This is a genomic window from Siminovitchia sp. FSL W7-1587, from assembly GCF_037963795.1.
Classification (GTDB): Bacteria; Bacillota; Bacilli; order Bacillales; family Bacillaceae_C; genus Siminovitchia; species Siminovitchia thermophila.
Genome location: NZ_CP150169.1, coordinates 350,167 through 363,892, shown reverse-complemented (window position 1 = coordinate 363,892; position 13,726 = coordinate 350,167). Strand labels below are relative to the sequence as shown.

Genomic DNA, 13,726 nt, shown 5'->3' with positions numbered 1-13,726 from the left:
TATGGGATGAGGTGGATCGCAATTGAAAGCAATATTTAAAACAGATACGGGAAAAGTCCGGCCGCATAATGAAGATAACGGTGGTGTTTTTGTAAATCATCGCGGCGATTATCTTGCCATTGTTGCAGACGGGATGGGCGGGCACAAGGCAGGGGAAGTGGCAAGCCAATGTGCTGTAAGCCATTTGAAAGATCAGTGGCAGCAAGTGGATACGATGGAGACCCCTGCTCAGGCAGAAAATTGGTTTCGAACGAATATAACGGCGGTCAACAAGCAAATTTTAAAATATTCCCGGGAAAACAAAGAGTATGAGGGCATGGGCACAACGATTGTGGCGGTCATTGTTACCGATAAATTTGCGACGGTGGCCAATATCGGGGACAGCCGCTGTTATGTGATGAATGAACAAGGGTATAAACAATTAACGGAAGATCATTCATTTGTCAACGAATTGGTGAAAACAGGGCAAATTACGCCTGAAGATGCGGCCCATCACCCACGTAAAAATATCGTGTTAAAAGCGGTTGGAACCGAGCCGGACATCGAAATGGACACGAAAACAATCACCTTTGAAGAAGGGGATAAAATATTGCTCTGTTCCGATGGTTTGTCGGACAAGGTAACGAAGGACGAGATGGAATCAATTTTAAATGAACAGGGCGATGTAGAAGAAAAAGCCGGAAAATTGATACAGATGGCTAATCAATACGGCGGTGAGGACAATATTTCACTCGCCATTATTGAATATGAAGCCCGCGGTGAAAGCAGGTGTAATGGATGCTGATCGGAAAAAGGATAAGCGGGCGCTATAAGATCATAAAAGTAATTGGCGGAGGAGGAATGGCGAACGTTTATCTGGCCCACGACATGATCTTGGACCGGGATGTGGCTGTAAAAGTATTGAGACTTGACTTCGCAGATGAAGACGAATTTATCCGCCGTTTTCAAAGAGAAGCCCAGTCCGCTACGAGCCTTGCTCATTCCAATATTGTCAATATATATGACGTGGGTGAGGAAGGAAATATATACTATATTGTAATGGAATATGTCGATGGAATGACGTTAAAACAATACATACAACAAAATCATCCCATATCGGTGGAAAAAACGCTTGACATTATGAAACAGCTAACATCCGGACTTTCCCATGCGCATTACAATCACATTATCCATCGCGACATAAAGCCGCAAAATATATTGATTGATCATGAAGGAACCGTCAAAATTACGGATTTTGGCATTGCCATGGCTTTAAGCGCAACCTCGATTACCCATACGAATGCCGTTTTGGGTTCCGTTCATTACTTGTCTCCTGAACAAGCGCGCGGAGGCATGGCCACTAAAAAGTCAGATATATATTCACTCGGGATTGTCATGTTTGAACTTCTTACGGGAAGGCTCCCATTCTTCGGGGAATCGGCGGTATCCATTGCACTGAAACATTTGCAGTCAGAAACCCCATCTCCAAGACGGTGGAATCCAGATATCCCGCAAAGTGTTGAAAATATTGTTTTAAAAGCAACAGCAAAGGATCCTTTTTTACGCTACAATAATGTAGATGAGATGGAAAAAGACTTAGAAACGGCCCTTGACCCGGATCGGCTGCAAGAGCCTAAATTTTTGATTCCCGAAGATGAAGAGGCGACAAAAGCCATTCCGGTTATTACGGATCATGACATCAATTCCTCAGGGGACGAAACGGTTATTCATCCTAACAGTTCGGACAATAACCCCGAGAAAAAAGAAAAGAAGAAGAAAAAGCCGAGAAAAAAGTTGCTTTGGATTATTGGATCGATCATAACCCTTGCACTTTTATTGGTATTGTTGTTTACCATTATTTTGCCAGCAGTCCTTGGGGCGAAAATTGTCAACGTACCTGATGTAAGCGGAAAAGAATACGACGATGCAGTTCTGGCGCTGGTTGATGCCGGCTTGGAGGTCGGTGAAACAATAGAAACCCCGGATGAAGAGTTTAAAGAAGGCGAAGTCATTAAAACAAGCCCCAAAGCGGGTCGGGAAGTTAAAAAGGGCAGTGTCATCGACATTTATTTAAGTACGGGAGAAGAAAAATTCGTCATGTCAGATTACACGGGACGACCGTACGAAGACATTCTTACATTGTTGAATGATGAAGACTTTAAGGAAATTAAAAAAGAAATGGTGACTTCAGACGAAGAACCGGGGACGATCATTGAGCAGGATCCTTCACCTGGATCGGAAGTAGTTCCTTCCGAAACGACGGTTACTTTCACCGTTAGCCAAGGGGCAGAGAGAATTACGCTAAGAGATTTGAGAGGGTACAATAAAAAAGGTTTGGAAAGCTACGAGGAATCTACTGGTTTAACGATTGACTCCTCTGCGGAAGAATATTCGAACGAAGTTGATGCAGGTCTCGTCATATCACAGGAGCCTGCCGCAGGGACCGAACTAAAAAAGGGCGATACAGTCAAGGTGGTCATTTCCAAAGGGGAAAAAGAAATCCCCCCCAAAACCGTGACAAAAGAAATTACGATTCCATATGAACCCGCAGAAAAGGGGAAATCTCAAGAAGTAAGAATCTTTATAGAGGATATGAATCATAGTATGACGGTTCCTGCAGAAATTTTTTTAATCAACTCCAATGTTAAGAGGGAGATCCAATTAAAGGTTGAAAAAGACAAAAAAGCCGGTTATAAAGTGGTGAGGGACAATACAGTCATACTGGAAGAGGAAGTGCCTTATCCAAATGATTAATATTTGAAAGGAAGGATGCCATGACCAAAGGAAAGATTATTAAAGCGTTAAGCGGTTTTTACTATGTATTGGCGGGAGATCAAATAGTCCAATGCAGGGGAAGAGGCGTTTTCCGCAAAAAGAATATACATCCGCTCGTTGGCGATTATGTTACATTTCAGGCTGAAAATGAGCAAGAAGGTTATATTATGGCGATTGAGCCGAGAAAAAATGAACTGACACGTCCGCCAATAGCGAATATTGACCAGGGCATCCTGGTCTTTTCCGCCAAAGAACCGGACTTTAACACACTTCTTCTAGATCGCTTTCTATCCGTTGTGGAGGCAAACAATATTCATCCTATTATTTGCATGACGAAGATTGATTTGCTTTTGGAAGAGGAGAGGAAGCAACTTGATCGTTATGTGGAAGACTATCGGACGATCGGCTATGATGTTATTTTGGTGTCTGCTTTGACCGGTGAAGGGATAGACCAGCTTTTGCCGCATATTGATTCAAAAGTGAGTGTTCTAGCCGGACAGTCAGGTGTCGGAAAATCTTCTCTTTTGAATGCGTTGCGACCAGAGCTTGATTTAAAAACAGGACATATTTCATCACATCTTGGACGAGGCAAGCATACAACCCGCCATGTTGAATTGCTGCAAATTGGTGAAGGACTTGTTGCGGATACGCCGGGATTTAGTTCCCTAGAATTTCCCGAGATGGAGGAGGCCGAATTAGGACGAGCATTTCCGGAAATTTTTGCAGCGAGTGCAAGTTGCAAGTTTCGTCGTTGCCTTCATGTAAATGAACCGGGGTGCGCGGTGATAAAATCCGTCGAAGAAGGCGATATTTGTTTATACAGATATGAACATTACAAGAAATTTTTGGAAGAAATTAAAGAGAGAAAGCCGAGGTATTAGGTTATGAAAATAGCGCCATCCATATTGGCTGCGGACTTTACAAAGCTGGGGGAGGAAATTAAAGAAGTTGAAGCCGCAGGAGCAGATTTGATTCATATTGACGTCATGGACGGTCATTTTGTCCCCAACATCACGATGGGCCCCGCAGTAGTAGAAGCGATCCGGTCTATTACAGAGCTCCCTCTTGATGTTCATCTTATGATTGAAAATCCGGATCAATATATTGAGGCATTCGCCAAAGCGGGGGCGGATTATATGACCGTTCATGTCGAGGCTTCGCCCCACTTGCATCGAACACTGGATGAGATCAAAAAGCAAGGGATAAAATCCGGTGTTGTTCTTAACCCGGCAACACCGGCAGAATCGATAAAATATGTGCTCGACAACATTGATATGGTCTTGTTGATGACAGTAAATCCGGGATTTGGCGGGCAATCATTTATTCATTCCGTGCTCCCCAAAATTACCGAAGTAAGGAATATGGGGCTGAAACATGGTGTTCAATTTGATATTGAAGTGGATGGCGGCATTAATCCCGAAACGGCGAGGCTATGCAAAGAAGCCGGCGCGACTGTCTTGGTAGCCGGTTCCTCTATTTTTCAACAAAAAGACAGAAAAAAAGCCTTGCTGGAAATCCGTAAAGAAATCGTTTAGAAAGGAATAAACGTTGGGAATGACAAAACCAATCATCCATATCGTTGCTGGAGGTCCGAGGAATTTAATCCCGGATCTGTCTTTGTTTATCGATCATCCCGTACTTTGGGCAGGGGTCGATCACGGGGTTCGCACAATCTTCCAGGCAGGTATCGCCCCCCATGTTGCTGTTGGGGATTTTGATTCGATCAGTAAGGAAGAGTGGCAGCAAATTGAAAAGAAAGTACCCGCGATTCACAAGTTTCGCCCGGAAAAAGATGAAACAGACATGGAACTGGCTTTATTGTGGGCCGTCGGGCAAACACCGAAAAAAATCGTTATTTTTGGGGCAACCGGTGGCAGACTCGATCATTTTATGGCAAACGCCTTTTTGGTGGCGGCCTATAAACAGAAATACCCTGACATTATGTTTGAATTAATTGATACAAATAATACAATTTCAGTCTGGTTGCCCGGCATGCACACCATTGAGCAGGACACCGCAAAAAAATATGTCTCTTTTATTCCCGTGTTTAACGAGGTTATAGGGCTTACATTGTCGGGTTTCAAATATCCATTACGCAATCATACGGTTCCGCTCGGCTCTTCACTATGCGTCAGCAATGAACTTATTCGGCAAACCGGTCATTTTTCTTTTGAAAAAGGCATATTAATGATGATAAGGAGCATGGATTAATGTTTCTAACATGTTTGTTTGCTTCGTGTACTAATGAATACATGTTGAATAAGATAAGAGTGAAAACAGCTATTTCTCTTTAAAGCGGTGAGGAGGGGACCTGTATGAAGTTTTACACGATCAAGCTTCCGAGGTTTTTAGGCGGCATAGTACGGGCGATGCTTAGTACATTTAAAAAAGGTTGAATCAAAATGCAAAGAGGCACCTATACGAATAGGCGCCCTTTTTTATAGAGAGAATTGCCTTTCATAAGAAAGAGCAATTTTCTCACTGCCATTATACTCTTTGAACTTTTCCTGATTTGAGTGCGCGTGCTGATACCCACACCCGCTTTGGTTTCCCGTTCACTAAAATCCGCACTTTTTGCAAGTTGGCACCCCATGTGCGTCTGTTTGCATTCATAGCATGAGAACGTTTATTGCCCGTAGCTGTTTTACGCCCGGTAATGACGCATTGCTTCGCCATAAAGATTCCCTCCAATCCATATAAATCCCCATAAATCAACTGTTGACCAAAAGAAGCGCCGCATTTCTTGATTGCTTCCCTCGCGCGCACATCGGGTGTGCTGGATGTGCCAGCGCTGATGTTGCGGACAAGCCGTCGGGCTTTACCGCGGTGTTCTCTAACACACTACACTCCGGTGCCGCTCGGTTGCTTTCTTGCGAACTGTTTGCTTTTTTTGCTCAAACCGCCAGTTGATGGTTACATTAATCTTTATTCGTAAATAATACTTTAATAATTTATCATACAACGGGCCAGAATGCAACAAATCTTCTCCCTGCTGTTAAGGTTTTTTTCTTTACGGAGCAATCAAATAAAAATGATTCAGCTTTAAAATTTACCTCTGTTATAGTAAGATAAGCATAGCCATAAACTTGAACCGTTCAACCTTTTGGAAAGAGAATAGGAGGGAGCAACATGTCCATTGAAATGAAAACGAAGTACGGCCAAATCGACATATCGAATGAAACGATCGCAACGATTGCCGGTGGAGCGGCGATTGATTGCTATGGTATCGTCGGTATGGCTTCCAGAAATCAAATTAGAGATGGGCTGACTGAAATATTGCGCAGAGATAATTTTTCGCGCGGAGTGGTCATCCGTCAGGAAGAAGGCGCCTTCCACATCGATATGTACATAATTGTCAGCTATGGAACAAAAATTTCAGAAGTGGCTTACAACGTCCAATCAAAGGTTAAGTATACATTGAAAAAAATGATCGGACTATCAGCCGATACAGTCAATATATTTGTTCATGGAGTTCGGGTTACGAACCCGTAATGAGGAGGAAAAGTTTGTGTCGATAACATCATTGGATGGAAATCGCTTCGCTGAGATGGTTACTCACGGAGCCGATTACTTATCAGCCAATGCCGAGTTGGTTGATGCCTTAAATGTTTTTCCTGTGCCTGACGGCGATACAGGTACAAATATGAAATTATCAATAAATTCGGGAGCAAAAGAGGTACAAAAAAATGTACAAGATCACATAGGCAAGGTAGGTGCCGCTTTTTCCAAAGGCTTGTTAATGGGAGCCCGCGGGAATTCCGGCGTTATTTTATCCCAGCTTTTTCGGGGATTTGCCAAAGAAATTGAAACCAAATCCGCTTTAACGAGCAGAGAATTTGCCCGCGCATTGGAAGCAGGCGTTCAAACAGCTTATAAAGCAGTCATGAAACCAGTGGAAGGAACGATTTTGACAGTAGCAAAAGATGCCGCCAAACAAGCGGTGGAAACCGCCAAAACGACGGTGGATATTGCAGAAGTAATGGATCATACTCTGGCTGCTGCAAAAAAGTCGCTCTCCCGGACCCCCGATCTGCTACCCGTTTTAAAGGAAGTAGGTGTTGTAGACAGCGGTGGGCAGGGACTTGTTTTTATATATGAAGCCTTTCTGGCAGTTTTGAAAGGAAAAGTTCTTTCGCGCGCTCCCCGAACGGACGTCCGCTCGATGGAAGAACTGGTAAACGCGCAGCATCACCAAAATGTTCACGGATTTATGAGTACGGAAGATATTGAATTTGGATATTGCACAGAATTCATGGTCCGTTTGGAAAAAGATCAAAAACCTTTTTATGAAGAAACCTTCCGGAAAGACTTGAGTGAATACGGCGATTCCCTGCTCGTTATTTCCGATGAAGAGGTGGCCAAAGTCCACATTCACTCCGAGCAGCCCGGAGAGGTCTTATCATACGGCCTGCAGTACGGTCCACTTATTCATATAAAGATTGAGAATATGCGGGAGCAGCACAGCGCCCTTGTAAAAGAGCGCCCGGCTTTAGCCCCATCCACTCCGGTTGTTGAGAAAAAGAAACAGGAGAAATGGGGAATAGTTGCTGTGGCCACTGGAGAAGGCGTCGCTAAATTGTTAAAAAGCACCGGCGTTTCCGCCATTATCGAAGGCGGCCAAACGATGAACCCGAGTACCGAAGACTTGCTTAACGCCGTCAATGGGGTAAATGCTGAAAACATCATTATTCTTCCCAATAATAAGAATATTGTCATGGCAGCGGAACAGGCAGCCGAAGTTGCCAAGGGAAACATCTTTGTCGTTCCATCAAAGACAATTCCTGAGGGGATCGCCGCTATGTTGGCATTCCATCCGGATCGGGACCTTGAAAGCAATGTACAGGCAATGAAAAATGCGATGCAATTGGTAAAAACAGGACAAATTACGTATGCTGTCAGGGATACGTCCATCGATGGAATGGAAATCAAAAAAGATGACTATATGGGCATTGCCAACGGTAAAATCGTAACAACAAACAAAAACTTGTTGGAAGCGGCCAAAAATTTGTTGATAAAAATGATTGAGGATGACTCGGAAATTTTGACGATCATTTATGGAGAAGGCACCGAGCCGGCGGTTGCGGAACAATTGTGCCGGTTTGCCGAAGAGCAGTTTCCTGATATAGAGGTTGAACTCCATGAAGGGGGCCAGCCTGTATACGACTTTATTTTTTCAGTTGAGTGATATGCTCCTGAAATAAGGAAGGAGGGAGGCAAGCAGCCCATGACCGATTTACAAAATATAGACGTAACAGTAGTAAAAGGAATTGGGAAGGAAACGGCCGTCCAGCTTGCCGATATGGGGATTCACTCCATTCAAGATTTAATGTACTACTTGCCTTACCGTTACGATGACATGAGAGTGCGTGATTTGGCCGACGTTCAACACGATGAGCGGATAACGGTTGAAGGGAAGGTTCATAGTGAACCTTCTCTTGTATTTTATGGAAGAAAAAAGAACAGGCTGACGATCCATCTTTTGGTTGATAAATACTTGATTAAGGCAGTATTTTTCAATCGATCGTATTTAAAGGGCAAGTTGGCGCCGAATGATGTGATTACTGTGTCCGGAAAGTGGGACAAACATCGGCAAACCATTACATGCAGCCACATCGTTTTTGGTCCACACCAGCAAGTCACGCCATTCCTTCCTGTTTATCCGGTAAAAGGGAATGTTACGGTTCCAGCGCTGCGTCGCTATATAGAAAATGCCCTGCAAAAATACGGCGGCACCGTGGGAGAAATTCTTCCAAAAGCAGTAAGAGACCGCTACAAATTGGCTCCTATACAGGATGCTCTAGCATTCATCCATTTTCCGAAAACGGAGGAGGAGATGAAGCAGGCGCGCAGACGGTTTGTCTACGAGGAATTTTTATTGTTCCAATTAAAGCTTCAAGTGTTCAGGAAAATGAGAAGGGAACGAACACGGGGAGTCGGCCAAGACTATCATTTGAAGCAATTGAAGCAGTTTATCTCGACCCTCCCTTTTTCTTTGACGAATGCACAAAAAAAAGCAGTCAATGACATTTGTGCAGATTTAAAATCGCCTTACAAAATGAACAGGCTGCTTCAGGGGGACGTCGGTTCGGGGAAAACGGTTGTGGCCGCGATTGCGTTGTACGCAAGTTATACGGCGGGTTTCCAGGGGGCTTTAATGGTTCCAACGGAAATATTGGCCGAACAGCATGCCGAATCGTTAAGCAAGCTGTTCGCCAATACGGACTTGACAATAGGTTTGTTAACCAGCTCAGTAAAAGGGAAGGCCCGCCAAGAAATATTGGAACGGCTTCAAAATGGAGAGATTGATATATTAGTGGGAACGCATGCCTTGATTCAAGATGAGGTGCATTTTTCAAATCTGGGGCTCGTCATTACAGATGAACAGCACCGCTTCGGTGTAGAACAGCGGAGAGTTTTAAAAGAAAAAGGGGAAAATCCGGACGTTTTATTTATGACTGCCACCCCAATTCCCCGAACGCTCGCTATTACTGTTTTTGGCGAGATGGATGTGTCTGTTATTGACGAAATGCCTGCCGGCAGAAAGCCTGTTGAAACGTTTTGGGCAAAGCATGAAATGCTGGATCGGGTACTTTCATTAATGGAAAAAGAGTTGAATAAAGGCAGGCAGGCCTATGTCATATGCCCCTTAATTGAAGAGTCGGAGAACTTGGATGTCCAAAATGCGATTGACGTGTATAATTTGCTGGCCAATCATTTTCACGGCAGGTTTCATACAGGCTTGATGCACGGACGCCTCCCCTCTTCAGAAAAAGAGGAAGTCATGAAAGCATTCAGCGCCAATAAAATCCAAGTCCTTGTTTCGACAACTGTTGTGGAAGTAGGAGTCAATGTTCCAAATGCGACATTCATGCTGATTTATGATGCGGAAAGATTCGGGTTATCCCAGTTGCACCAACTGCGCGGCCGAGTTGGACGCGGCTCCGGCCAATCGTATTGCATTTTGCTTGCCGATCCGAAAAATGAAACCGGGAAAGAACGAATGAAAATTATGACAGAAACGAATGACGGATTTGTATTGAGTGAACGTGACCTAGAATTGCGTGGGCCAGGGGATTTCTTCGGAAAAAAACAAAGCGGGCTGCCTGAGTTTCGAGTGGCGGACATGGTCCATGATTACCGAATTTTGGAAATTGCCCGCGCCGACGCGATCCGTTTCATTGAACTGGACGAATTTTGGCAGGATGATGAATATGCGTCGCTTAGATGTTATCTTGAAGAATCGGGAGCTATGTCCGGAGAGAAATTAGATTAAGATATTCCAATAATGTTGCATGACAATCCACCTTTTTATATACTACTATTAATACCAAGTCTTAATAACGTGAAATGGTGTGATGCATGCATGAAGCCAACGAAAAAAGAACGCCAGCAGCTTCTCGTCCAAACGATTGACACGAACCCGTTCATCACGGATGAGGAATTGGCGGAACGTTTTTTGGTCAGTGTTCAAACGATCAGACTTGATCGGATGGAACTCGGTATACCGGAGCTGCGTGAACGTATTAAGCATGTGGCCGAACAACATGTCGATAATGAAGTAAAGTCATTGCCTGCAGATGATGTCATCGGTGATATCATCGATATTGAGCTTGATAAAAGTGCGATATCCATTTTTGATGTGAAAAGCGAACACACATTTACAAGAAATTCTATTGCGCGGGGGCACCATCTGTTTGCCCAGGCAAACTCATTGGCTGTTGCAGTCATTGATGATGAAGTTGCTCTTACGGTCACAGCGGACATTCATTTTACAAGGTCGGTTAAAGCAGGTGAAAGAGTAGTCGCCAAAGCAAAAGTCCTCGGCCATACAAAAGGTGACAAAAGAACGTTTGTGAAGGTTGAAAGTTTTGTAGGCGGCGAAATGTGCTTTAAAGGAAATTTTGAAATGTATCGTTTCAGTTATGAGTAAGGGAGTTTTAACATGAAGATTGCGATAGATGCGATGGGCGGCGATCATGCACCAAGAGAAATTGTCCGTGGTGTAGAAAAAGCAGCCAAAGATTTTACTGATGCAGCATTCACGTTGTATGGAAACGAAAAGGACATACAGCAATACCTGACTAGTCATGAACGGATTGAAATCGTCCATACAACAGAAGTAATCGGGGCGGACGACGAACCGGTCAGAGCCGTGCGCCGCAAGAAAGAGGCATCCATGGTGAAAATGGCCCAAGCTGTGGCCGATGGACAGGCGGATGCCTGTATATCAGCCGGCAATACAGGGGCCTTGATGGCATCAGGTTTATTTATTGTCGGGAGAATTAAAGGTGTGGAGCGGCCCGCTCTTGCCCCGACACTTCCAACCATTGATGGAAAAGGATTTGTGATGCTAGATTTAGGGGCTAATGTGGATGCCAAGCCCGAGCATTTGCTGCAATATGCTTATATGGGAAAAATATATGCTGAAAATGTTAGAAAGATAGAAAATCCGCGAGTGGCTTTATTAAATATTGGCTCTGAACAGAATAAAGGTAACGATCTGACGAAAAAGACATACGACTTATTGAAAAAAGCAAACGTGAACTTTACCGGAAATATCGAGGCCCGGGAACTTCTTGAGGGTCATGCGGATGTTGTCGTAACGGATGGATTTACCGGAAATGTGGTTTTAAAAGCCATTGAAGGAACAGCCGCTTCGCTTTTTTCCATGCTGAAAAAAACGATGACAAAAAGTGTTAAAAACAAATTGGCAGCCGGGATCATCAAAGGGGATTTGCTTGAACTGAAAGATCAAATGGACTATACGGAGTATGGAGGCGCCTGTCTGTTCGGATTGGAGTCGCCGGTCATCAAGGCTCATGGCTCCTCTAATGCGAATGCCGTCTACCATGCGATCCGCCAAGCGTTCGACATTGTCAAGAACGATGTGACCGGAACGATCAAAGCCAATATTACTGAACAAAATGGTTAATATAAAGGGAGTGGAATACATGGAGAAAATTGCCTTTGTTTTTCCGGGGCAAGGCTCGCAAACGGTAGGCATGGGAAAGGAAATGGCCACGCAAAATAAACAGGCAAGCCGCATTTTTGACTTGGCGGATGAAACATTGGGTTTTTCCTTGTCCAAGGTCATTTTTGAGGGACCTCAGGAAACGCTGACGCTTACAACGAACGCCCAGCCCGCCCTTTTGACGACAAGCGTCGCTTTGCTGAAAGGGCTGGAAGAAGCCGGCATTCGCCCGGATTATACGGCCGGACACAGCTTGGGAGAATATTCCGCACTGGTAGCGAGCGGAGCGCTCGACTTTAAAGACGCTGTTTATACAGTCAGGAAGCGGGGCGAATATATGGAAGAAGCTGTTCCAAGCGGAGAAGGCACAATGGCGGCTGTATTGGGGTTGGACCGAAGCATCCTTCACGATATTTGCCAACATGTAACGGGAGCAGGAGATCCCGTGCAATTGGCCAATCTCAATTGTCCCGGACAGATTGTGATTTCCGGTACGGTTGCGGGAGTGCAAAAAGCTGGAGATCGGGCTAAAGAAGCGGGGGCGAAACGCGTCCTTCCATTGCAGGTGAGCGGTCCTTTTCATTCCATGCTCATGAAACCCGCAGCAGAAAAATTCCAAGCCGTATTGGACGAAATCAATGTAAAAGATGCCGAGATCCCGGTCGTAGTCAATGTGACCGCGGCTCCCGAAACCGATTCTGCAATGATTCGGAAAAAGTTGATTGAACAATTATATTCACCAGTTTTGTGGGAAGATACGGTCGAAAAGCTCATCAAGCTTGGTGTCGGCACTTTCGTAGAAGTCGGCCCGGGAAAAGTGTTATCCGGACTTATCAGAAAAGTAGACCGCAACGTCAAGACAGTATCTGTCCAAGATACGGAAAGCTTACAAGCTGCAGTGGCGGCATTAAGGGGGAATTAAATTGCGTTTGGAAGGAAAAACAGCTATCGTGACAGGAGCCTCAAGGGGAATAGGCCGGGAAATGGCTTTGACACTTGCCAATGAAGGAGCCAATATCATCGTCAATTATTCCGGCAGCAAGGAAAAAGCCGAAGAAGTAGTACGCCTGATTACCGACATGGGCCGCGAAGCGGTCGCCTATCAATGCAATGTGGCGTCTGGGGATGCGGTACAAAAAATGGTGAAAGATACAATTAGCCACTTTGGGCGTATAGATATTCTTGTCAACAACGCCGGTATTACGAGAGATAATCTGCTGATGAGAATGAAGGAAGATGAGTGGGATGAAGTGATCGACACCAACTTAAAAGGAGTCTTCCTTTGCACAAAAGCTGTAACGAGGCAAATGATGAAGCAAAGATCTGGAAGAATCATCAACATCTCTTCGATCGTCGGTGTGATCGGAAACCCGGGTCAAGCCAATTACGTTGCAGCAAAAGCCGGAGTCATCGGCTTAACGAAATCTACGGCAAGGGAGCTTGCATCACGCAATATTACAGTCAATGCGATTGCGCCTGGATTTATTACCACGGATATGACTGACGAATTATCGGAAGACATGAAAGAAGCGATGTTACAACAAATTCCGCTTGCGAGATTCGGTGAAGCAAAGCATATCGCCAAAACAGCGCTGTTTTTGGCTTCCGATGATGCCGAGTACATAACAGGACAAACGATTTGCGTAGATGGCGGAATGGCTATGTAAATGCGCCTGAGGAAAATAAAGGCGATATTTTATTTTTCATGTATATCGATTATAATGACTTGAGGGGAGGTGAATCGGATGGCAGATGTTATGGAAAGAGTAACGAAAATTATTGTTGACCGTCTTGGAGTGGAAGAGTCTAAAGTAACGCTTGAAGCTTCGTTCAGAGATGATCTAGGAGCAGATTCGCTTGATGTAGTTGAACTGGTCATGGAATTTGAAGACGAGTTTGATATGGAAATTTCCGATGAGGATGCTGAAAAAATCGCGACAGTCGGTGATGCGGTCAATTACATAAAAAGCAACAGTTAATCGTTGGAAGTAAAATGTCCCG

The 13,726-nt window shown here is 44.5% G+C and carries 15 protein-coding genes; 14 read left to right on the top strand and 1 reads right to left on the bottom strand.

Features of this window, described 5'->3' with window-relative positions:
- The first annotated feature begins 22 nt into the window (after positions 1-22).
- The 6 genes from NST31_RS01730 (at position 23) to spoVM (ending at position 5,150) form a co-directional block, all read left to right on the top strand.
- Complete coding sequence (locus NST31_RS01730; protein ID WP_205179444.1) at positions 23-784, top strand: Stp1/IreP family PP2C-type Ser/Thr phosphatase; 762 nt, start codon at positions 23-25, stop codon at positions 782-784.
- On the top strand, positions 778-2,733 hold the full coding sequence (pknB, locus tag NST31_RS01725; protein ID WP_205179446.1) for a Stk1 family PASTA domain-containing Ser/Thr kinase: 1,956 nt from the start codon (positions 778-780) through the stop codon (positions 2,731-2,733). Before NST31_RS01730 ends, pknB begins: the two co-directional genes overlap by 7 nt.
- A gap of 20 nt (positions 2,734-2,753) precedes the next feature.
- The gene (gene rsgA, locus NST31_RS01720) at positions 2,754-3,635 is read left to right on the top strand and encodes a ribosome small subunit-dependent GTPase A (RefSeq protein ID WP_205179453.1); all 882 of its coding nucleotides are present in this window, start codon (positions 2,754-2,756) and stop codon (positions 3,633-3,635) included.
- Between the two features lie 3 nt (positions 3,636-3,638).
- Positions 3,639-4,289 (top strand): ribulose-phosphate 3-epimerase, encoded by a 651-nt coding sequence (rpe, locus tag NST31_RS01715; protein ID WP_339163533.1) that lies wholly within the window; start codon positions 3,639-3,641, stop codon positions 4,287-4,289.
- Between the two features lie 19 nt (positions 4,290-4,308).
- The gene (locus NST31_RS01710) at positions 4,309-4,965 is read left to right on the top strand and encodes a thiamine diphosphokinase (RefSeq protein WP_339163530.1); all 657 of its coding nucleotides are present in this window, start codon (positions 4,309-4,311) and stop codon (positions 4,963-4,965) included.
- A 104-nt stretch (positions 4,966-5,069) separates the two neighbouring features.
- Positions 5,070-5,150 carry a stage V sporulation protein SpoVM gene (gene spoVM / locus NST31_RS01705; protein ID WP_077111765.1) on the top strand — a complete coding sequence of 27 codons (81 nt, stop codon included), beginning with the start codon at positions 5,070-5,072 and terminating at the stop codon, positions 5,148-5,150.
- Positions 5,151-5,241: 91 nt separating this feature from the next.
- Here spoVM and rpmB read toward each other — a convergent pair whose 3' ends face one another.
- The gene (rpmB, locus tag NST31_RS01700; protein WP_205179456.1) at positions 5,242-5,430 is read right to left on the bottom strand and encodes a 50S ribosomal protein L28; all 189 of its coding nucleotides are present in this window, start codon (positions 5,428-5,430) and stop codon (positions 5,242-5,244) included.
- A gap of 453 nt (positions 5,431-5,883) precedes the next feature.
- Between rpmB and NST31_RS01695 the strand changes: the two genes are divergently transcribed.
- From NST31_RS01695 to NST31_RS01660, 8 genes are all read left to right on the top strand, one after another.
- The gene (locus NST31_RS01695; protein WP_077111763.1) at positions 5,884-6,246 is read left to right on the top strand and encodes an Asp23/Gls24 family envelope stress response protein; all 363 of its coding nucleotides are present in this window, start codon (positions 5,884-5,886) and stop codon (positions 6,244-6,246) included.
- 16 nt (positions 6,247-6,262) lie between these two features.
- The gene (locus NST31_RS01690) at positions 6,263-7,939 is read left to right on the top strand and encodes a DAK2 domain-containing protein (protein ID WP_339163527.1); all 1,677 of its coding nucleotides are present in this window, start codon (positions 6,263-6,265) and stop codon (positions 7,937-7,939) included.
- Between the two features lie 39 nt (positions 7,940-7,978).
- On the top strand, positions 7,979-10,027 hold the full coding sequence (gene recG, locus NST31_RS01685) for an ATP-dependent DNA helicase RecG (RefSeq protein WP_339163524.1): 2,049 nt from the start codon (positions 7,979-7,981) through the stop codon (positions 10,025-10,027).
- A 90-nt stretch (positions 10,028-10,117) separates the two neighbouring features.
- Positions 10,118-10,684 carry a transcription factor FapR gene (fapR, locus tag NST31_RS01680; RefSeq protein WP_077111760.1) on the top strand — a complete coding sequence of 189 codons (567 nt, stop codon included), beginning with the start codon at positions 10,118-10,120 and terminating at the stop codon, positions 10,682-10,684.
- Positions 10,685-10,696: 12 nt separating this feature from the next.
- Entirely contained in the window at positions 10,697-11,686 is a 990-nt protein-coding gene (plsX, locus tag NST31_RS01675) for a phosphate acyltransferase PlsX (RefSeq protein WP_077111759.1), read from the top strand.
- Between the two features lie 19 nt (positions 11,687-11,705).
- On the top strand, positions 11,706-12,647 hold the full coding sequence (gene fabD / locus NST31_RS01670; protein WP_339163521.1) for an ACP S-malonyltransferase: 942 nt from the start codon (positions 11,706-11,708) through the stop codon (positions 12,645-12,647).
- Position 12,648: 1 nt separating this feature from the next.
- A complete protein-coding gene (gene fabG / locus NST31_RS01665; protein WP_077111757.1) occupies positions 12,649-13,392 on the top strand; it encodes a 3-oxoacyl-[acyl-carrier-protein] reductase in 744 nt (247 codons plus the stop codon).
- A gap of 78 nt (positions 13,393-13,470) precedes the next feature.
- Positions 13,471-13,704: an acyl carrier protein gene (locus tag NST31_RS01660; RefSeq protein WP_077111756.1), complete on the top strand. Its 234-nt coding sequence runs from the start codon at positions 13,471-13,473 to the stop codon at positions 13,702-13,704.
- Positions 13,705-13,726 lie beyond the last annotated feature (22 nt).